Annotated in this window: 19 protein-coding genes; 9 read left to right on the forward strand and 10 right to left on the reverse strand. The window is 63.5% G+C overall.

Annotated elements, in window-relative coordinates:
- The first annotated feature begins 52 nt into the window (after nucleotides 1–52).
- Together U9R80_RS08405 and U9R80_RS08410 are read left to right on the forward strand one after the other, a co-directional pair.
- Entirely contained in the window at nucleotides 53–517 is a 465-nt protein-coding gene (locus U9R80_RS08405) for a DUF3859 domain-containing protein (protein ID WP_301842910.1), read from the forward strand.
- A 139-nt stretch (nucleotides 518–656) separates the two neighbouring features.
- Complete coding sequence (locus U9R80_RS08410) at nucleotides 657–2,282, forward strand: methyl-accepting chemotaxis protein (RefSeq protein ID WP_301842909.1); 1,626 nt, start codon at nucleotides 657–659, stop codon at nucleotides 2,280–2,282.
- Nucleotides 2,283–2,395: 113 nt separating this feature from the next.
- On the opposite strand, the gene fabB is transcribed toward U9R80_RS08410, so the two are convergent.
- The 5 genes from fabB to U9R80_RS08435 all read right to left on the reverse strand — a co-directional run bounded on the left by fabB (nucleotide 2,396) and on the right by U9R80_RS08435 (nucleotide 9,341).
- Nucleotides 2,396–3,616, reverse strand: coding sequence for a beta-ketoacyl-ACP synthase I (fabB, locus tag U9R80_RS08415; protein ID WP_301842908.1), 1,221 nt, complete (start codon nucleotides 3,614–3,616; stop codon nucleotides 2,396–2,398).
- Between the two features lie 11 nt (nucleotides 3,617–3,627).
- A complete protein-coding gene (fabA, locus tag U9R80_RS08420; protein WP_028945338.1) occupies nucleotides 3,628–4,143 on the reverse strand; it encodes a 3-hydroxyacyl-[acyl-carrier-protein] dehydratase FabA in 516 nt (171 codons plus the stop codon).
- Between the two features lie 211 nt (nucleotides 4,144–4,354).
- A complete protein-coding gene (locus U9R80_RS08425; RefSeq protein WP_301842907.1) occupies nucleotides 4,355–6,280 on the reverse strand; it encodes a response regulator in 1,926 nt (641 codons plus the stop codon).
- Nucleotides 6,277–7,176, reverse strand: a complete 900-nt coding sequence (locus U9R80_RS08430; RefSeq protein WP_301842906.1) for an ABC transporter substrate-binding protein — start codon at nucleotides 7,174–7,176, stop codon at nucleotides 6,277–6,279. Before U9R80_RS08430 ends, U9R80_RS08425 begins: the two co-directional genes overlap by 4 nt.
- Nucleotides 7,176–9,341: a TonB-dependent receptor plug domain-containing protein gene (locus U9R80_RS08435; protein WP_301842905.1), complete on the reverse strand. Its 2,166-nt coding sequence runs from the start codon at nucleotides 9,339–9,341 to the stop codon at nucleotides 7,176–7,178. Before U9R80_RS08435 ends, U9R80_RS08430 begins: the two co-directional genes overlap by 1 nt.
- 117 nt (nucleotides 9,342–9,458) lie before the next feature.
- Between U9R80_RS08435 and U9R80_RS08440 the strand changes: the two genes are divergently transcribed.
- The 7 genes from U9R80_RS08440 (at nucleotide 9,459) to U9R80_RS08470 (ending at nucleotide 15,053) form a co-directional block, all read left to right on the forward strand.
- Entirely contained in the window at nucleotides 9,459–10,484 is a 1,026-nt protein-coding gene (locus U9R80_RS08440) for an NAD(P)H-dependent glycerol-3-phosphate dehydrogenase (RefSeq protein WP_301842904.1), read from the forward strand.
- A gap of 15 nt (nucleotides 10,485–10,499) precedes the next feature.
- On the forward strand, nucleotides 10,500–10,847 hold the full coding sequence (locus U9R80_RS08445; RefSeq protein ID WP_301842903.1) for a DUF4389 domain-containing protein: 348 nt from the start codon (nucleotides 10,500–10,502) through the stop codon (nucleotides 10,845–10,847).
- Nucleotides 10,844–11,299 (forward strand): phosphohistidine phosphatase SixA, encoded by a 456-nt coding sequence (gene sixA, locus U9R80_RS08450; RefSeq protein WP_301842902.1) that lies wholly within the window; start codon nucleotides 10,844–10,846, stop codon nucleotides 11,297–11,299. Before U9R80_RS08445 ends, sixA begins: the two co-directional genes overlap by 4 nt.
- A gap of 134 nt (nucleotides 11,300–11,433) precedes the next feature.
- A complete protein-coding gene (locus U9R80_RS08455) occupies nucleotides 11,434–12,228 on the forward strand; it encodes an alpha/beta fold hydrolase (protein WP_301842901.1) in 795 nt (264 codons plus the stop codon).
- Nucleotides 12,225–13,079: an alpha/beta hydrolase gene (locus U9R80_RS08460; RefSeq protein ID WP_301842900.1), complete on the forward strand. Its 855-nt coding sequence runs from the start codon at nucleotides 12,225–12,227 to the stop codon at nucleotides 13,077–13,079. The genes U9R80_RS08455 and U9R80_RS08460 overlap by 4 nt, the downstream gene beginning before the upstream one ends.
- Nucleotides 13,080–13,194: 115 nt before the next feature.
- On the forward strand, nucleotides 13,195–13,989 hold the full coding sequence (locus U9R80_RS08465) for a DUF4892 domain-containing protein (protein WP_301842899.1): 795 nt from the start codon (nucleotides 13,195–13,197) through the stop codon (nucleotides 13,987–13,989).
- Nucleotides 13,990–14,000: 11 nt separating this feature from the next.
- Nucleotides 14,001–15,053, forward strand: coding sequence for an AI-2E family transporter (locus U9R80_RS08470; RefSeq protein ID WP_301842898.1), 1,053 nt, complete (start codon nucleotides 14,001–14,003; stop codon nucleotides 15,051–15,053).
- Between the two features lie 12 nt (nucleotides 15,054–15,065).
- Here the strand turns inward: U9R80_RS08470 and U9R80_RS08475 are convergent, their stop codons facing one another.
- The 5 genes from U9R80_RS08475 to U9R80_RS08495 form a co-directional block, all read right to left on the reverse strand.
- On the reverse strand, nucleotides 15,066–15,560 hold the full coding sequence (locus U9R80_RS08475; RefSeq protein ID WP_028945327.1) for an Lrp/AsnC family transcriptional regulator: 495 nt from the start codon (nucleotides 15,558–15,560) through the stop codon (nucleotides 15,066–15,068).
- 12 nt (nucleotides 15,561–15,572) lie between these two features.
- A complete protein-coding gene (locus tag U9R80_RS08480; RefSeq protein WP_301842897.1) occupies nucleotides 15,573–16,421 on the reverse strand; it encodes an ABC transporter ATP-binding protein in 849 nt (282 codons plus the stop codon).
- A gap of 3 nt (nucleotides 16,422–16,424) precedes the next feature.
- Nucleotides 16,425–17,138, reverse strand: coding sequence for an ABC transporter permease (locus U9R80_RS08485; protein ID WP_301842896.1), 714 nt, complete (start codon nucleotides 17,136–17,138; stop codon nucleotides 16,425–16,427).
- Nucleotides 17,135–17,779, reverse strand: a complete 645-nt coding sequence (locus U9R80_RS08490; protein ID WP_324805199.1) for an ABC transporter permease — start codon at nucleotides 17,777–17,779, stop codon at nucleotides 17,135–17,137. The genes U9R80_RS08485 and U9R80_RS08490 overlap by 4 nt, the downstream gene beginning before the upstream one ends.
- A gap of 154 nt (nucleotides 17,780–17,933) precedes the next feature.
- On the reverse strand, nucleotides 17,934–18,713 hold the full coding sequence (locus tag U9R80_RS08495) for an ABC transporter substrate-binding protein (RefSeq protein ID WP_301842894.1): 780 nt from the start codon (nucleotides 18,711–18,713) through the stop codon (nucleotides 17,934–17,936).
- Nucleotides 18,714–18,727 lie beyond the last annotated feature (14 nt).

The raw sequence follows: 18,727 nt of genomic DNA on the forward strand, positions 1-18,727 counted from the left end.
CCTGTCATGCCGGTGTCATAGCCTGCCGCCATCAATCCTGATGGAGTGCACCATGTTTTCCAGTCGTTTCAGCGCTGTGTGCGGGCTCTTGCTGGTCAGTGGCCTGGCCAGTGCCGAGGTTCATGTCCAGGGCCCTATCGAGTACGGCCTGTTCGAGACCCGCCACCAGAACTTCCAGCCCGGTGAGCGGGTGCTGACCATGAGCAACCAGACCATTCAGCAAACCGACGAGATTCCAGCGCGCCTGGGCAGCAAGTTCGGCATGCGCTATCGCCTGGACGGCAAGGTGGCCGAAGACACGCCGCTGACGCTGCTGTACCTCACCCCAGGCGTACGCACGCCCGACGGCAAGCGCCACGACAAATTCGAAGTGGTGCAGAAGCTGGTGCCTGGGGCTGCCCAGGATGTGATGGCCTATGAGTTCACAGAAAACCACGAAGTGGTACCCGGCCAATGGCATTTCATGGTGTTCCAGGGGGATCGCCTGCTGGCCGAGCAGCGCTTCACCGTGCGCTGAGTCAGTGCGCGGTTGGCAAGGTGATGATAAGGCACTTTGATATCACTTTTTCGTCTTACGCAAATTCTCTACCGGCCGATACCTTCTAGAAGCAAGGACTGCTGCAACGCATTGCAGCGCTTTTGGAAGGAGCCCGTGTATGAATTTGAGAAACATGAATATCGCGCCCAGGGCCGGCCTCGGTTTTGGCCTGGTCGCGTTACTGGTGTTTGCCCTGGGCGGGTTTGCCTTGCAGCAGATGACCAGCATGCGCCAGCAGTCCGAGCAGGTCGACAGCAACTGGCTGCCCAGTGTGATTGCAGTGGGGCAGATGGCCCAGGACACCATGCGCATCCGCGCGCTAACCTTGCGTCTGCTGATCAACCGCGATCCCCAGGCGCTCCAGCAGAACAAGGCGCGTGTCGAAGAGATCAAGGTCGGCCTTGGCAAGGCGCAGCAGCAGTACCAGGCGTTGATCGTATTGCCTGAAGAGCAGACCCTGTTCGACCGCTACCTGAACCTTGAGCAGCAGTACTTCGGTTTGCAGGCCCAGGTGATGCAGCTTTCGGCGCAGAACCAGGTCGAGGCGGCCACTGCCTTGGTCAACGGTGAAATGAACCAGTTGGCCGATCAGTTGACCGCCACCCTCAACGAACTGATCGCCCTCAACAACCACCATGCCAACACGGCCACCGACCTTGCCGAAGCGGTGTTCAAGAGTGCCCGGGTGTGGGTGGTTGCGTTGCTGGTGGCGGCTCTGGTGCTGACGGTGATTCTTGCCCTGACCCTGACCCGCAGCATCGTTCGGCCTCTGGGCCAGTCGCTGCAAGTGGCCGAGGTGGTCGCCACTGGCGACCTGACCCCGCAGATTTCTGTTCACGGCAAGGACGAGCCGGCGCGCTTGCTGGCAGCGCTCAAGCAGATGCAGCAGAGCTTGCGTGACACCATCGGGCGCATCTCCGACTCGTCCAATCAGTTGGCCTCTGCCTCCGAAGAACTGAGCGCAGTGACCGATGACGCTACCCGCGGCTTGATGCAGCAAAGCCAGGAAATCGAGCAGGCCGCCACCGCAGTCAACCAGATGACCACTGCAGTGGAGGAGGTGGCGAGCAACGCCGTGGCCACCTCCGAGGCATCCCGAGAGTCGGACCGGATTGCCAGGCAGGGGCGCGAGCAGGTGCGCCTGACCGTCGCCTCGATCGAATCACTGGCAGCGGGCGTCACCTCCAATGCCGAGGAGGTGGAGCAATTGGCGCAGCAGGTGCACGGCATTACCAAGGTGTTGGATGTGATCGGCGCCATTGCCGAGCAGACCAACCTGCTAGCGCTCAACGCTGCCATCGAGGCTGCTCGTGCCGGTGATGCCGGGCGTGGCTTTGCCGTGGTGGCCGATGAGGTGAGGGCGCTGGCGCACCGTACCCAGCAGTCGACCCGGGAAATAGAACAGATGATCGACGGCATCCAGCAAGGCACCGACCGTGCGGTGTCGGGCATGCAACAGAGCAACGAGCGCGCGCGAGTCACCCTGGACGGTGCGCACGCGGCCGGAGCGGCGCTGGACGAAATCGCCGCTGCCATCAGCCTGATCAATGAGCGCAACCTGGTGATCGCCAGTGCGTCCGAGCAGCAGGCGCAGGTGGCGCGGGAGGTGGACCGCAACCTGACCAATATCCGTGACCTGGCGCTGCAGACCTCGGCGGGGGCGAACCAGACCAATGCGGCGAGCCAGGCGCTTTCGCAGTTGGCGATCGAGTTGAATGGGTTGGTGGGGCGGTTCTCGGTGTAGTGCGGTAGGGGCGGGCTTGCCCCGCGATGCGGCCTTGAGGCGTGTTCATGTCCCGCGATACAAACAAAAACGCCCCGAACCAGTCGGGGCGTTTTCACATAAGGGGCTAGCCCTTACTTGCCTTCCCAGCGCTTGAGCACCAGGGTGGCGTTGGTGCCGCCGAAACCGAAGCTGTTGCTCATCACGGTATCGATCTTGGCGTTTTCCTGGGTCTTGGTCAGGATCGGCAGATCGGCAACCGCTGGGTCCAGCTCGTCGATGTTGGCGGAGCCGGCGATGAAATTGCCTTCCATCATCAGCATGCAGTAGATCGCTTCGTGAACGCCGGCGGCGCCCAGGGAGTGACCGGACAGGCTCTTGGTCGAGCTGATGGCCGGAGCCTTGTCGCCGAAGACTTCACGAACGCCCTTGATCTCGGCAACGTCACCGACCGGGGTCGAGGTGCCGTGGGTGTTCAGGTAGTCGATCGGGCTGTCGACGGTGGACATGGCCATCTGCATGCAGCGGATGGCGCCTTCGCCGCTTGGGGCGACCATGTCGTAGCCGTCGGAGGTAGCACCGTAGCCGACGATTTCAGCGTAGATCTTGGCGCCACGGGCCAGGGCGTGCTCCAGCTCTTCAACCACGACCATGCCGCCACCACCGGCGATGACAAAGCCATCACGGTCGTTGTCATAGGCGCGGGAAGCTTTTTCCGGGGTGTCGTTACGCTTGCTGGACAGTGCGCCCATAGCGTCGAACAGGAACGACTGGCTCCAATGCTCTTCTTCACCGCCACCGGCGAAGACGATGTCTTGTTTGCCCATCTGGATCTGTTCCATCGCCGTGCCGATGCAGTGTGCGCTGGTGGCGCATGCCGAGGCGATGGAGTAGTTCAGGCCCTTGATCTTGAACGGGGTGGCCAGGCACGCCGAGACGGTGCTGCTCATGGTCCGGGTGACGCGGTACGGGCCAACGCGCTTGACGCCTTTTTCGCGCAGGATGTCCAGCGCTTCCATCTGGTTCAGGGTCGATGCGCCGCCGGAGCCGGCGATCAGGCCGGTACGTGGGTTGGACACCTGTTCTTCGGTCAGGCCCGAGTCCTTGATCGCGTCGGCCATTGCCAGGTAGGCATAGGCAGCGGCGTGACCCACGAAACGGAAGACTTTACGGTCGATCAGTTCTTCAAGGTTGAGGTCAATGGAGCCGGAAACCTGGCTACGCAGACCCATTTCGGCATATTCCGGGTTGAATCGGATGCCAGGGCGGCTTGCACGCAGGTTGGCGGAGACGGTCTCTTTGTCATTGCCCAGGCACGAAACAATGCCCAGACCAGTGATAACGACGCGGCGCATGCGGATAACCCTTAGAAGTTGTCAGTGGAGGTGAATACGCCGACTCGGAGGCCTTCGGCGGTGTAGATCTCGCGACCGTCGACGCTGACCGAACCATCGGCGATGGCCATGTTCAGCTTGCCCTTGAGGACGCGCTTGATGTGAATGTTGTAAGTGACTTTCTGGGCGGTCGGCAGGACCTGGCCAAAGAATTTCACTTCGCCCGAACCCAGGGCGCGACCGCGACCTGGCAGGCCTTGCCAGCCGAGGAAGAAACCGACCAGCTGCCACATGGCGTCCAGGCCCAGGCAGCCCGGCATCACCGGATCACCCTCGAAGTGGCAGGCGAAGAACCACAGGTCCGGATTGATATCCAGCTCGGCGACCAATTCACCTTTGCCGTACTTGCCGCCTTCCTGGCTGATGTGGGTAATGCGATCCACCATCAGCATGTTAGGGGCGGGCAGTTGCGCGTTACCTGGGCCGAACAGCTCACCGCGACTGCAGCGCAGCAGGTCTTCCCGAGTAAAGGCGTTTTGTTTGGTCATGCGAGCTCCTCAATAGTCCCCGTGCGGCAGGGGGCAAATCTTCCCGGCCGACCCAAAACGCTTGTGCTTGGGGCGGCAGCCTACACATAGACTATTGCGTTGTAGTGAAAGTCACAGCGCACGGGGCAAAGAAGTACACTTGTGCACTGAAATTTTATTTTCAGGCCTTTCGAGGGGCCTGTCCAGTCCATAAGACTGCCGCAATTTCAGATTAATCGCCAGTCGCAGCTGACTGATCGGGCAGCCATCGCAGAAGAATCTGCTGCAGATCAGTTCGTTTGAACGGCTTGGCCAGGTAATCGTTCATCCCCGCGTTGAGGCAGCGTTCACGATCGCCCTGCAGGGCATTGGCCGTGAGGGCGATGATCGGCATGGCAGCGCCCTGGGGCAGCTGGCGAATGCGCCGGGTGGCCTCGTAGCCGTCGAGAATCGGCAACCGGCAATCCATCAGTGTGGCGGCAAAGCGCTGGCGGGCGACCTGGGTCACCGCCTGGGCGCCGTCCACGGCCACGCACACCTCGAAACCCAGGCTGCGCAACATGGCTTCGATCACCGTCTGGTTCACCGGGTTGTCCTCCACCAACAGGATACGTCGGCCCTGGCCTTCGTCTTCAGCGTCGTCCAGGAGGCTGGGCACGTGGGTCGAGGGCGTGTCTGCCAGCGCCAGCGGCATTTCCAGGGTAAAGGTCGAACCCTGGCCTTCGCGGCTTTCGCCGCGCAGGGTACCGCCCATCCGTTCGGCCAGGGTGCGGGCAATCGAGAGGCCCAGGCCCGTGCCGCCATAGCGGCGGGAAATCGAGCTGTCGGCCTGCTGGAAGGCGACGAACATGGTTTCCAGACGCTTGCTGTCGATGCCGATACCGGTGTCGTGGACCGCACAGCCGAACCAGATCAACTGGCGGTCGAGCACCTGCCAGCGCGGCTCGATGCGCACACTGCCGTGCTCGGTAAACTTCAGGGCATTGCCGATCAAGTTGAGCAGGATCTGCCGGATACGCGTCGGGTCGCCCACCACATGAAGCTGCTCCATGCCCGGCGGCAGCCGCAGGACAAGGTCCAGGCCGCGTTGGGCAGCCAGGTGCTGGAACGACTGCACGCTGCTGCCGATCAGTTCGCCCAGGTTGAAGTTGATGTGTTCCAGCTCAAGGTTGGTACGCTCGATCCGCGAGAAGTCGAGAATGTCATTGATCACCTTGAGCAGATGGCCGGTCGATTCGCTGGCCACGGCGGTGTACTCGGCCTGCTCTTCGCTCAAGGCTGTGGTTTCCAGCAATTGCAGCATGCCCAGTACGCCGTTCATGGGCGTGCGCAGCTCGTGGCTCATCATGGCCAGGAAGTCGGACTTGGCTCTGTTCGCCTGCTCGGCTTCTTCGCGGGCCTGGATCAGCTGTGATATCGCCTGCTGCTGTTCATGGCTGGCCTGGGCCAGGGCGCAGGCGAGGTTGTTGATGTGCTGGGCCAGATGCCCCAGTTCACTGTCATCGACCACGGGCAGCGGGGCGTTGAATTCGCCTTGCTGGATGGCCTTGACCGCATGGCCCATCTCGCTGATCGGCTTGGCCAGGCTCATGGCCAGGCGCCTGGCCAACAGGAAGGTAAAGAGCAGGGCGAACAAGGCAAGGATTGCGGCCTTGATCACGATCTCTTGCTGGCGCTGGCTGAAGGCGTCGTTGGACATGCCGACGATGACCCGGCCCAGGTAGTCGTCACCAATGTTCTTCACCGGTTGCTTGGTGCTGTGCAGGAAGTCGTTTTCCAGGCGAATCTGCTGCAGGCGGATAGGGGCCTGGAACACTTCGACCTGCTGGGCGCGATTGGCGTGCTCATCCGGCTGCTCGACATACACCAGGATATGGTTGCTGCTGTCCTGGACCTCAAGAAAACGTACGTGCGGAATGCTCAAGGTGGCGCGCATCAGGCTTTCGAGCACTTCATCGTTTCCGGCGATCACGCCGTACTCGGAAGCTGGTGCCAGTTGGTTGGCAATCAGTTGGCCTGTGTGGTTGAGCTCCTGGCGCAGGTCCTGGATGCGCACGAAGGTGAAGAAGCTGATCAGCAGCAAGGTCAGCAACAGGGCAGGGCCCAGGCTGATGATCTGCGTGCGGGTGTGAATGTCCCAGCTCAGGCGTCGCCTCATGGTCTGCGTTCTCCTTCGGCCAGGGCCAAGGCCTGCGCGGCGGCCAGCGGATCAATGGTTTCAACCCCCAGGGCGCGGGCAACCTGCTGGTTGCCGACGACGTGGAAATGCTTCGGGTACAGGGCTCGGGGCCATTTGCCGGGTGACTGGTCGAGCAGGCGGTCCAGTACCGCCAGCCAGTCGTCCTGGTCGCTCAAGGTGCTGGCCAGGCTGCCGGCGCGGACAAACCCGGCCGTGGGGCCGATCAGCGCCATTTGCCGGGCGTAGCTGCTGAGCAACAGATTCTTGGCCGTTTTGGGGCTGTACAGTTGCGGGTCGTCGATGCCCAGCAGTACATCGCTGTTTTGCAGCAGGGTTTGCAAAGGGCGGCTGTCGCGCAAGTCGGGCCAGGCCTGGGCGACAATCTCCAGGCCCATGGGCTGGGCGGCGCGGCGCAACTCTTCAAGCAGGAACTGGCTGTGCTGGCCGTACAGCACGCCGATGCGACGGGCTTGGGGCAGCAGGTAGCGGGTCAGGCGCAACTGGCGATCCAGCGGCGGGTCGCTCCAGAGCAGGCTCAGGTAAGCCGGACGCAGTTTGCCCAGGCGTTTTTCGGCTTGCACCCGGCTTACGCGCAACGCCAGGGCGGGTGGCCCGGGGTTTTCGGTCAGGCGCCACTCAAGGCTGGCGCTGTCGAGCAGGATCAGGCGAATGGCCGGGTCGAGCTTGGCCGGGCGGCCCAGCTCATCGACCGGCACGAAGCGTACGTTGTCGTTGGGGCGACGCTCGCGCAGCGCATGTACAAATTGCTCGACGCTGGGGCTGTCCTGGCTCGCGGTGAGCAGGATCTCACTGGCCCACGGCCCGCCCAGGGGCCACAAGCAGATGAGCAACAGCCAGCGCCGCACAAGGCGCATCAGAACGCCAACTCCGCGCTGAAGTACAGCACGTGACGGCTGTCGTAATAGTTGTCGACGTTGCTGGTGGGCTCATCGTCCAGTCGCTGCTGCAGCATGCCCGCCAGCTCGAGCTGGGTGCGGTCCCAGGTGATCTGCTTGGCAACGCGCAGGTCCACGCGCTCGAAGCGGTACTGGTTCAGCGCGTCGTCACCGTAATAGAAGAGGGCGCTGGACCAGCCCTGGCCCCAGTTGCGCAGCCAGCCGGCAGAGCCACTGTTGTGCGCGCTCATCTGGCGGTCGGCAGCGTTGCTGGCCCAGGCATCGACGTGAGCGTAGGTCAGGCGAAAGCGATCGGCCGGGCTCAGGTGCCAGTCCATCTGCGCCTCGGTGCCGCTGAAGCGGGCCTTGTTGCTGTTGCTGGCAATGTATTGGTTGTTGCGCAGCGGCTCACTGATCATGCCGGTGATTTCGTCGTAGAACAGCTTGAGGTCAACGCTGATATCGGCGTCGGCGAAGTAACCGTTATAGCCCAGTTCTCGCGAACGCATGTGCTCCTGGTCAAGGTCGCCTGGCCCACGGGTCTTGACGAAGTAACGGGCGCTGTTCTGGCCGAACACCGTGCGGCTCAGGTTATCGACCTGATAGCTCCAGTTGACGTTGTTCTCGAACATGTCGGGGGAGCGTACCGCCTCGGAATACACCGCACGCAAGCCATGGCGCGGGGTGATCAGGTAGTTGACCGCCACGCGCGGCGTCAGCGAACTGCCGGACAGGCGGGCATCTTCAAACATCGCCCCGCCCTGGAGGATCCAGTGCTCGCTGGCGCGCCACTCCAGGTGGCCGAACAAGCGCCAGGTGCTGTCGTCCAGGCTGCCATTGAAAAAGGTTTGCGAATCGGCCCGGTCATAACGGTAATTGACACCGCTGACCAGGCGCAGGCTGTCGGACAGGCTCAGGGTGTCCTGCAGCTCCAGGTCCATACGGGTTTCCCGGGTGCTCTGGTCGATGTCGCCGCACACCTGCTCAGAGCCGCCGTTGCGCCATTGCTGCTGGGCCTCGCTTGCCAGTGCGTACTTTTCTGGGCTGGCAGGGGGTGGCGGGGCGAGGATGTTGCGCGCCACTTGCTCGGCATAGTTCGGGTCGAGCTGCCACAGGCGGGTCAACTGCGGGCTGAAAGACATCGCCGCATCACAGGCGCGCCACACCTGCTTGCGCTCCCAGTGCTGGGCCGTGCCTTGCACGTACAGGCTGTGCTCGGGGTTCAGGTCGATGTTCCAGCGCACGGAGCCGGCATAGTTCTTGGCGTTGGCATCGGAGTTGTCACCGTTTTCGGTGACGCCATAGAACACCGGCTGATAGGTGTAGGGGCGCTGGTTGCTGCCCTCCTTGACCGCCAGTTGCCAATCCAGGCTCTGGTTGCTCGCCAGGGCATGACTGACGCTGAGGTTAAGGCGGTTGAGCCGGCGGCTGTCACGGTAGTCCTGGCCGTTGCGGTCTTCATCGAAGCCGTCGTCCTGCATGCCGGAGAGCGACAGGCGCAGGTCGCCATCTTCCCAGCCGGTGCCTTGGCTGGCATACCAGTCGTTGATGCCGCGCTGACCGCGGGTGACCTTCAGGCGCGTGCCGTGGCTGTCGGCCGGTTTGCGGGTGAGGATGTTGACCACAGCCATCAGCGCATTGGCGCCGTAGCTGACGGTGTTGGGGCCACGAAACACCTCGATGCGCTCGATGTCTTCCATGGCCAGGGGGATGTCGCTCCAGTCGACCGTGGCCAGGCCTGCGCGGTAGACCGAGCGGCCGTCGATCAACACCTGCATGCGCCTGGCGTCGTTGACGTTGCTGCCGTGGTAATTGACCGTCGGCTGGTTGGCGGCGCCGTAGCCGATCATCATCCCCGGCACCAGGCGCAGCAATTCAGGGACATCGCGGGCGCCGCTGGCGCGAATCAAGGCGCTGTCGAGCACGGTCATGCTGCCGGGTACGGCTGCCGGCGACTGTTTGAGCCGGGTGGCAGTCAGTACCTGGGGCACGGCCTGGGTGTCTACGAACAGGTCGTCGGCGACGGCAGGGGCGCTCAGCAAGGCGGTCAACAGCACAACAGGGCGCGGGGAGGGAGGGCCAAATGACACGGTGCGGCCTTGGTATCGGGTTAAAGCCGGGCATGTTAACCGAGTGGCCAGCATTTTCCAGTCGCAGTCACGGCAATACCGGGGGCAATTTCCTGATCTGGCGCTGGCTCTGGCCTTGTCGCTCCGTATAATGCGAGGGTCGCCACTATTATTGGTTTTAACGGATTGGATATGACTGAACAGCAGCCGGTTGCAGTTCTGGGAGGCGGGAGTTTCGGTACCGCCGTGGCGAATCTGCTGGCGCAAAACGGCATCGCGGTACGCCAATGGATGCGCGATCCCGAGCAGGCCCAGGCCATGCGCGACAACCGGGAAAACCCGCGCTACCTCAAGGGGGTGAAGATTCACCCAGGGGTCGAGCCGGTCAATGACCTGCTGGCCACCTTGAGCGACTGCGAACTGATCTTCGTCGCCTTGCCTTCCAGCGCCTTGCGCAGCGTGCTGGCACCGCATGCCCAGTTGCTCACGGGCAAGATGCTGGTCAGCCTGACCAAGGGCATCGAGGCGCAGAGCTTCAAGCTGATGAGCCAGATTCTCGAAGAGATCGCGCCGCAAGCGCGTATTGGCGTGCTGTCGGGGCCCAACCTTGCCCGCGAAGTGGCCGAGCATGCCCTCACCGCCACCGTGGTGGCCAGTGAAGACGAAGCGCTGTGCCAGCGGGTGCAGGCCGTTCTGCACGGGCGCACCTTTCGTGTGTACGCCAGCAGCGACCGCTTTGGCGTCGAGCTGGGCGGGGCACTCAAGAACGTCTACGCGATCATCGCCGGCATGGCGGTGGCCCTGGGCATGGGCGAGAACACCAAGAGCATGCTGATCACCCGCGCCCTGGCCGAGATGACCCGCTTTGCCGTCAGCCAGGGTGCCAACCCCATGACCTTCCTCGGGCTTGCCGGTGTCGGTGACCTGATCGTGACCTGCTCCTCGCCCAAGAGCCGCAACTACCAGGTGGGCTACGCCCTGGGCCAAGGCTTGAGCCTGGAGGAGGCGGTCAATCGCCTGGGCGAAGTCGCCGAAGGGGTCAACACCCTCAAGGTCCTGAAGGTAAAGGCGCAGCAGGTGCAGGTGTATATGCCCCTGGTGGCGGGCTTGCATGCGATTCTCTTTGAGGGGCGCACCCTGACCCAGGTCATCGAGCTGCTGATGCGCGCCGAGCCGAAAACCGATGTCGACTTCATCTCCACCAGCGGTTTCAACTGAGTACAGGAGCAACACATGAACGAATCCCCCAACCAGGCCCAGCGCGAGTCGATCATTTTGCGCGTGCTGTGGATGCTGGTGTTTTTGCTGGTGTGGCAAGTGGCGCAAACCCTGTTGGGCGGCCTGGTGCTGGTGCAGTTGATCTACCGTCTGATTTATGGCGCGCCCAGTGCCAGCCTGATGAACTTCGGCGATAGCCTCAGCCAGTTCCTGGCCCAGATCGGCCGTTTCGGCACCTTTCATAGCGACCAGAAGCCTTGGCCGTTTGCCGACTGGCCAGCGCCACGCGCACCCGAGGGTGAAGCGGCCCACAGCGTGCCGCCGGCACCGCACCCGGCGCGTGACGAGGAGCCCAAGCTGTGAAGCTCTGGGTATTGCGTCACGGAGAAGCCGAGCCCCGCGCACGTTCCGATGCCGAGCGCAACCTCACGGCCCACGGCCGTGAGCAAGTGCTGCGCAGCGCGGCCCAGTTGCTCGGCCAGCCCCTGCAGGCGATCCTCGCCAGCCCCTACGTGCGGGCGCAGCAGACTGCAGCGCTGGTCCACGAGGCCCTGGGCTTCGACAAACCGGTGGTAACGGTGCCCTGGCTGACGCCAGACACCGAACCGGGCCAGGTCATTGCCGCGCTCGATGCCCTGGGCCTTGAGCATGTATTGCTGGTCAGCCATCAACCCCTGGTAGGGAACCTGGTCGGCATGCTCCAGCACGGCCATGCCCGCGCCGCCGAGGGCATGAGCACCGCGAGCCTTGCGCAACTTGAAGGTGACTGGCCGCTGGCCGGTTTGATGACCCTGCGCAGCATGACCCACGCCTGACGGCGCAGCACCACTCCGGTTGCAGGGCCTGCCCCTCGTGACCGGAGTGCCATCGAAGGTGGCTGTTACGGTCATTGCCCGGCCCAGGTCAGTTGCGGACAATCAAGGTCTGTTTTTCCTACGGATAGCCGGGTATGTCGCAACAGGTCTTTTTCGCTCACGCCAACGGTTTTCCTTCGGCCACCTACGGCAAGCTCTTTGCCGGCCTGGGCCCGGACTACACCGTGAGCCATTTGCCCCAGCATGCCCACGACCCGCGCTTTCCGGTCGACGAAAACTGGCAGACGCTGGTCGATGAGCTGATCCATCACCTCGAACAACTTCCCGAACCCGTGTGGGGGGTGGGGCACTCCCTGGGCGGCGTGCTGCACTTGCATGCCGCCTTGCGTTGTCCCGAGCGTTACCGTGGGGTGGTGATGCTCGATTCGCCCGTCCTGACCCAGACCGAGCGCTGGCTCCTGCAATTGGCCAAGCGTTGGGGCTTTATCGACAGGATCACCCCGGCCGGCCGTACCCTCGGGCGCCGCGAAGCGTTTACCGACCTGGACCAGGCGCGGGCCTACTTTGCCAGCAAGACCCTGTTCCGCGGTTTCGACCCCGAGTGCCTGGAGGCGTATCTGCAGCATGGGCTGCGCCAGGAGGGCGAGTCGCTGCGGTTGTGTTTCGACCCGTCCACGGAAATCAGCATCTACCGCAACATTCCTCACACGCGACCCGGGCGCGCCCAGCAATTGCAGGTGCCACTGGCCATGGTGCGCGGCAGCCACAGTCGGGTGGTGAGGCAGTACCATGCCCGCGAAGTACGGCGCTTGCCCCTGGGTGAGTACCACAGCCTGCCGGGCGGGCATATGTTCCCGCTGGAACGGCCCGATGACACCGCCCAACTGATCAGGGGACTGCTGGAGCGTTGGCAGGAGCGACAGGCATGAATCATGGCGTTGAAGAGGTGCGCTTGAACCTGGGGCACATCGAACTGGCGGCTCATCTGTTCGGCCCAGCCGATGGTCAACCGGTCATCGCATTGCATGGCTGGCTGGACAATGCCAACAGTTTTGCCCGGCTGGCACCCCAGCTTGCGGGGCTGCGCATTGTCGCGCTGGACCTGGCCGGGCACGGTTACTCCGAGCACCGCCCCGCCGGCGCGGGCTATGCCCTGTGGGACTATGCCCATGATGTGCTGCGCGTTGCCGAGCAACTGGGCTGGGAGCGCTTTGCCCTGTTGGGGCATTCGCTCGGTGCGATTGTTTCGGTGGTGCTGGCCGGCTCGCTGCCCGAACGCGTGACACGCCTTGCGCTGATCGACGGGGTCATCCCGCCCACCAGCGGCCCCGAAAATGCCGCCGAGCGCATGGGCATGGCACTGGAGGCGCAAATGCGCCTGGACAGCAAGCGCAAGGCCGTGCACCCGACGCTGGAGCGGGCGGTAGAGGCGCGGATGCGCGGGCAGGTGGCGGTCAGTCGAGAAGCCGCTGAACTGCTCGCCCAGCGCGGCGTGATGCCCGTGCCGGGAGGCTATTCCTGGCGCAGCGACAGCCGGCTGACCCTGCCATCACCCACGCGCCTGAGCCAGGCTCAGGCACTCAGCTTTGTTCAGCGTATCGCCTGCCCGGCTCAATTGGTGGTCGCCGCCGACGGCATGTTGGCCCGCCACCCCGAACTGCTCGAGCAGCTACCCTTTGCCTGGGAACAGTTGCCGGGCGGTCATCACCTGCACCTGGACGATGAGTCGGGTGCAAGGCTTGTTGCAGACTGTTTCAATCAGTTTTTTGGCATTTCTTGACTTGCGGCGGGCAACTGTCGAGGCTTGGCGGGTTGAACAGGGAGACAACCATGAACAAGCACGACAACGTTTCACCCATATTCAGCCTTGGCGCCCCGTGCGGCGTGGCTTGCCAATGAGTATCACACGCTACAGACAAGCAGTGGCGGCGGGCCTCGCCGTGCTGTTCAGCGCACCGTTGCTGGCCGAGGGCTTGCCGGTGCCGGTCGACGCCAAGGTGGTGGTCGAGCGCAGCGCCGCCGACCAGGAGCGGATCTACCCGCTCGGCTCCTTGCGCAAGATCAGCGGCCAGTTGCGCGCCGAAGGCAAGATCGAAAGCCGCGGCCAGGTCAGTTCGGTCACCTACGAGCTGCCCGCTGAGCGCAGCGCCAACGATGCCTTTACCGCAGCCCGTGAAGCCCTGCAGAAAGAGGGCGGTTATCCGCTGTTCTGGTGCCAGGCCCGCGATTGTGGCGAAAACAGCCTGTGGGCCAACGAGGTGTTCAAGAATTCGCGCCTCGGTGGGGCGGACGATCAACAAGCCTTCATCCTGCTGCGCCGCTCCGCCGAGCAGAGCAACACGCTGGTAGCCCTCTACAGCGTCACCCGCGGCAACAAGCGCGCCTACCTTCATGTCGAAGAATTTGTTGCCGACGCCCCCCTGGGCGAGGTGCTGCCGACGCCGGCCACCGTGCTGCGCGAACTGCGCGACACCGGCAAGCTCGACTACCCTGATCTGGGCGAGCCCCTGCCTACCTGGGTCACGCTGCTGGGGCGCAGCCTGAACCTGGACAGCACCTTGCGCGTCACCCTGAGTGGCCCCCAGGCCGAGGCCTGGCGCGAGCAACTGGGCAAGGCTGGCGTGCGCATGGCCAGGCTTGAAGTGGGTGATGCCAAGACTGACGGCCTTCACGTCGAACTGATTCGTTGAGCGAGAACCGCATGCCCAACAATGATCGCCTGCTGGTACAGATCATCCTGCTTGGCCTGCTCGGTGCGGGCCTGTGGGTGATGGCCCCGTTCATGTCGGCCCTGCTCTGGGGGGCCATTCTGGCCTACGCCAGTTGGCCGCTGATGCGCTTGCTGACTCGTGTGCTCGGCGGGCGCGAAACCCTGGCGGCCGGCCTGTTGACCGCTTTGTGGATATTGCTGGTGGCCTTGCCGCTGGTGTGGCTGGGGTTCAACCTGGCCGATCACATCCGCGATGCCACCGCCTTCGTTCGCGATGTCCAGGTCGATGGCCTGCCGGATGCGCCGGGCTGGCTGGGCGGCGTGCCGTTGGTGGGGCCGCGGCTGGTGGCGATGTGGGACACCATTGATCAGCAGGGCGCGGCCTTCCTGACCACGGTCAAGCCTTACCTGGGCCAGGTCGGTAACTGGTTGCTGGCGCGCAGTGCGCAGATCGGCAGCGGCATCCTCGAGTTGACCCTGAGCCTGGTCTTCGTGTTCTTCTTCTACCGTGACGGGCCGCGCCTTTCGGCCTTTGTGCTGCGCCTGCTGGAACGCTTGATCGGTGAGCGCGCCGAGTACTATCTGGGGCTGGTCGCGGGCACTGTGCAGCGGGTGGTCAACGGCGTGATCGGTACCGCAGCGGCCCAGGCGATCCTGGCCTTGATCGGCTTCCTGATCGCCGGTGTTCCCGGCGCGCTGGTGCTGGCCATCGTCACCTTCATGCTCAGCCTGATTCCCATGGGGCCGCCACTGGCCTGGGTACCGGCCACCGCCTGGCTGGCCTGGCAGGGCGAGTACGGCATGGCGATCTTCCTCGGGATCTGGGGCACGTTCATCATCAGTGGCGTGGACAACGTGCTCAAGCCGTACCTGATCAGCCGGGGAGGCAACCTGCCGCTGGTGATTGTGCTGCTGGGGGTGTTTGGCGGTTTGCTGGCCTTTGGCTTCATCGGCCTGTTTATCGGCCCGACCTTGCTGGCCGTCGCCTATAGCCTGTTGCTGGACTGGACGCGCAGCGAGCAGCCAATGCCGCCACGCATCTGAGTCATTGGGCGTTCAGAGCTGGGGGGCGGTGTTTTTCACCACCGCCAGCTCCGGATGCGCCACCAGCTTGTCGATATGCAGTTCGTCGTTGTTCATCCAGGTTTCGGTCAGCACCCGGTAGTGCTCCATGTCGCGGCAACGCATGCGCAGGCTGTAGTCGAAATGGCCACTGATCAACTGGCAATCGAACACCTGCGGGCAGGCCCGCACGCACGCCTCGAAGGCTTTTTGCGCACTGCGCCCGCTCTGGTTCGACAGGGCTACCAGCACCAGCAACGACAGCCCCGGGGAGACCATCTGCACATCAATGATCGCGCCATAGCCGCGAATCACTCCCCGTCTTTCCAGCTTGCGCACCCGCTCCAGACAGGGGCGGGGGGTTAAGTGCACCAGTGACGAAAGCTTCTCGTAGGTGATGCGCCCGTTATGGCGCAGCACGTCGATGATCGCTTCGTCGATCCGGTCCAGGGGCGGCGCGGCGTGTGGGCTGTTGACCTTGGTATCCATGCAGGTTCGGCTTCACTTCAAACGGTTGGAAAGAAATTGCTGCAGGCGTTCGCTCTGCGGCTGGTCAAGTATCTCGGCGCTTCCTTGTTCCTCGACCCGGCCCTGATGCAAAAACAACACCTGGCTCGACACCTGACGGGCAAAGCCCATCTCGTGGGTGACCATGAGCATGGTACGACCTTCCTCGGCCAGCGTCTGTATCACTTTGAGCACTTCGCCGACCAGTTCCGGGTCGAGTGCCGAGGTGGGCTCATCGAACAGAATGATCTCCGGCTCCATGGCCAGCGCCCGGGCAATGGCTACCCGCTGCTGCTGGCCACCGGACAGGAAGGCCGGGTACTGGTCGGCGGCGCGAGCCGGCAGGCCGACTTTGTCCAGGTACTTGCGCGCCCGTGCCTGGGCTTCTTCGGCGCTGACGCCCAGCACCCGCCGTGGCGCCAGGCAGATGTTCTCAAGCACCGTCATGTGGCTCCACAGATTGAAGTGCTGGAACACCATGGCCAGGCGCGTGCGCAGGTCCTGCAGTTGTGCGGGGTGCGGCGCCCGGGTGCCAGCGCGTCCGGGGCGCATTTCGATGCGCTGGTCGTCGAGGGTGATGACGCCGGCATCGGGTTGTTCGAGGAAGTTGATGCAACGCAGCATGGTGCTCTTGCCCGAGCCGCTGGCGCCGATCAGGCTGATCACATCGCCTTTGCGGGCATTGAGGGATACACCCTTGAGCACCTGGTGCTCGCCGTAGCTTTTATGCAGGTCCTGGATACTGAGTTTGACGGTGGCGTCCTGGGCCACGGCAGCGATGCGCGGGCTGGGGCGGTGGGCGGGCGTTGCAGCGGTCGACAAGGCGGTTGCGGTAATAGTCATGGATTAGCCTCGGGCAGGAACAAGAAAACGCATCCAGCGTCGTTCGGCCAGGCGAAAGCCGCCGACCAGTGCAAAGGACAGCAACATGTACAGCAGCGCCGCGATTCCAAAGGCCTGGAAGGTCAGGAAGGTGGCGGCGTTGGCATCGCGGGCCACCTTGAGGATGTCGGCGATGGTGGCGGTGAAGGCCAGGGAGGTGGCATGCAGCATCAGGATCAGTTCGTTGCTGTAGGCCGGTAACGAGCGGCGCAGGGCGGCCGGCAGTATCACGAACAGGTTCAGGCGCCAGCCGTGCAGGCCATAGGCCTGGGCCGCCTCGATCTCGCCATGGGGGATGTTGCGAATGGCCCCGGCGAAGATTTCCACGGTGTAGGCGCAGGTGTTGAGCACGAAGGCCAGCAGGGTGCAGTTCAGGGCGTTGCGGAAAAACTGGTCCAGCATGGCGTTGTCGCGCACCACCTCAAGGCCGTACAGGCCGGTGTAGCAGATCAGCAGCTGAATATAGAGCGGCGTGCCGCGAAACACGAAGGTGTACACCTCTACCGGCCAGCGCAGCCACAGGGTGCGCGACACCCGCGCCAGGGCAAGGGGCAGCGACAGCAAAAAGCCCACCACCATGGTGACGATGAACAGCCACAGGGTCATGGCCAGCCCGGAGAGCCCGGCGCCATCGCTGTAGAGGTAGGCCGGACCGTATTCCTGAATCAGTTCGATCATCGCGCCAGCTCCTTGATGCCGGTGTTGTAGCGCCGCTCAAGGTGCTTGAACAGGCGGTTGGAAAGGGTGGTGATGAGCAGGTAGACCAACCCGGCGATGATCAGGAAGTACAGGGTGTTGTTGGTGGTCTTGCCGGCGTTCTGCGCAGCCTTCACAAGGTCTGCCAGGCCGATGATCGACACCAGGGCGGTGGACTTGAGCAGCACCAGCCAGTTGTTGCCCAGGCCCGGCAGGGCAAAGCGCATCAGCTGCGGGAACAGCACCAGGCGAAAGCGCTGTATACGGTTCAGGCCGTAGGCCGTCGCCGCTTCCAGCTGGCCGGCCGGCACACTGAGGATCGCGCCGCGAAAGTTCTCGGTGAAGTAGGCGCCATAGATGAAGCCCAGGGTAATGACCCCGGCGGTGAAGGGGTCGATCTCGAAGTAATCCCAGCCCAGCAACTCGGTCAGATCGTTGAGCCACAGTTGCAGGGTGTAGAAGATCAGCAGAATCAGCACCAGGTCCGGCACGCTGCGGATCAGGGTTGTGTAGAGGGTGGCCGGCACGCGCAGCACACGCAGGCGTGACAGCTTGGCGCTGGCGCCCAGCAGGCCCAGGGCAAGGCTCAGGGCCAGCGATAACAGGGCAAGTTTCACGGTCATCCAGGTGCCTTGCAGCAACAGCGGGCCGAAGCCCTGCAAGCTCAAGGCGTGCAAGCCGGTGGATTGGAAAAAGTTGTTCACAGGGAAGGCTCTCGTCAGCACACAAGACAAGGCGCAGCGCCGCCCAGGTCAGCCCTGGCCGGCGGCGTGCGAATCAATCGTTGTAGATATCCAGGTCGCCCACGTACTTCTTCTGGATCGCGGCGAAGGTGCCGTCGGCGTGTACCGCGGCGATGCCCTTGTCGAGCAGGGCCTTGAGTTCGGTGTCGTTCTTGCGCAGGCCCATGGCGATGTCCAGGGGCAGGGTCGGGTCCTTGATCGCCGGGCCGCTCTGGAAGTCGGCGCCTTCAGGCCGGGACAGGAAGTTGAGCTGGGCTTCGAGCTTGTCGGTGAGGGTGGCGTCCAGGCGGCCGTTGATCAGGTCGGCGTAGTTCTGGTCCTGGGCCTGGTAGGCCTTCACCTGGGCACCCAGCGGCGCCAGCTTGGCGCGGGCGTAGGCCTCCTGCAGCGATCCTTGCAGCACACCGACCTGCTTGCCCTTGAGCGATTCGGGCGTGTCGCCGAAGTCGGCGCCCTTGCGCACGATTACCGAGGTGGGGCTCAGGAACAGCCGGGCGCTGAAGTCGATCTGCTTGAGCCGCGCCGGGGTCACGGCCATCGACGACATGATGGCGTCGAACTTGCGTGCCCGCAGGGCCGGGATCATGCCGTCGAACTCGTTGTGTACCCAGGTGCACTTGACCTGCAGCTTGGCGCAGATGGCATTGCCCAGTTCGATGTCGAAGCCTTGCAGGCTGCCATCGGCGGCAACGGATTCGAAAGGTGGGTATTCGGGGTAGACGCCGAAGCGGATTTCAGTCCATTCCTTGGCCTGGACACTGTTTACACACAAAGGAAGGAGCAGCACGCCGAGGAGCTTGCGCAGCGAAGTCATGGTGGTAATCCCTG

The sequence above is a fragment of the Pseudomonas sp. JQ170C genome, from assembly GCF_035581345.1.
Classification (GTDB): Bacteria; Pseudomonadota; Gammaproteobacteria; order Pseudomonadales; family Pseudomonadaceae; genus Aquipseudomonas.

Bases quoted from the DNA above. Each gene is read 5' to 3' on its own strand.
- U9R80_RS08430 (WP_301842906.1), bottom strand. From the start codon at position 7,176: ATGCGCCTTGTGCGGCGCTGGCTGTTGCTCATCTGCTTGTGGCCCCTG.
- fabA (WP_028945338.1), bottom strand. From the start codon at position 4,143: ATGACCAAACAAAACGCCTTTACTCGGGAAGACCTGCTGCGCTGCAGT.
- U9R80_RS08475 (WP_028945327.1), bottom strand. From the start codon at position 15,560: ATGGATACCAAGGTCAACAGCCCACACGCCGCGCCGCCCCTGGACCGG.
- U9R80_RS08405 (WP_301842910.1), top strand. From the start codon at position 53: ATGTTTTCCAGTCGTTTCAGCGCTGTGTGCGGGCTCTTGCTGGTCAGT.
- U9R80_RS08465 (WP_301842899.1), top strand. From the start codon at position 13,195: ATGAGTATCACACGCTACAGACAAGCAGTGGCGGCGGGCCTCGCCGTG.
- U9R80_RS08410 (WP_301842909.1), top strand. From the start codon at position 657: ATGAATTTGAGAAACATGAATATCGCGCCCAGGGCCGGCCTCGGTTTT.
- fabB (WP_301842908.1), bottom strand. From the start codon at position 3,616: ATGCGCCGCGTCGTTATCACTGGTCTGGGCATTGTTTCGTGCCTGGGC.
- U9R80_RS08440 (WP_301842904.1), top strand. From the start codon at position 9,459: ATGACTGAACAGCAGCCGGTTGCAGTTCTGGGAGGCGGGAGTTTCGGT.
- U9R80_RS08445 (WP_301842903.1), top strand. From the start codon at position 10,500: ATGAACGAATCCCCCAACCAGGCCCAGCGCGAGTCGATCATTTTGCGC.
- U9R80_RS08470 (WP_301842898.1), top strand. From the start codon at position 14,001: ATGCCCAACAATGATCGCCTGCTGGTACAGATCATCCTGCTTGGCCTG.
- U9R80_RS08485 (WP_301842896.1), bottom strand. From the start codon at position 17,138: ATGATCGAACTGATTCAGGAATACGGTCCGGCCTACCTCTACAGCGAT.
- U9R80_RS08425 (WP_301842907.1), bottom strand. From the start codon at position 6,280: ATGAGGCGACGCCTGAGCTGGGACATTCACACCCGCACGCAGATCATC.
- U9R80_RS08435 (WP_301842905.1), bottom strand. From the start codon at position 9,341: ATGCTGGCCACTCGGTTAACATGCCCGGCTTTAACCCGATACCAAGGC.
- U9R80_RS08460 (WP_301842900.1), top strand. From the start codon at position 12,225: ATGAATCATGGCGTTGAAGAGGTGCGCTTGAACCTGGGGCACATCGAA.
- U9R80_RS08495 (WP_301842894.1), bottom strand. From the start codon at position 18,713: ATGACTTCGCTGCGCAAGCTCCTCGGCGTGCTGCTCCTTCCTTTGTGT.
- U9R80_RS08455 (WP_301842901.1), top strand. From the start codon at position 11,434: ATGTCGCAACAGGTCTTTTTCGCTCACGCCAACGGTTTTCCTTCGGCC.
- U9R80_RS08490 (WP_324805199.1), bottom strand. From the start codon at position 17,779: ATGACCGTGAAACTTGCCCTGTTATCGCTGGCCCTGAGCCTTGCCCTG.
- U9R80_RS08480 (WP_301842897.1), bottom strand. From the start codon at position 16,421: ATGACTATTACCGCAACCGCCTTGTCGACCGCTGCAACGCCCGCCCAC.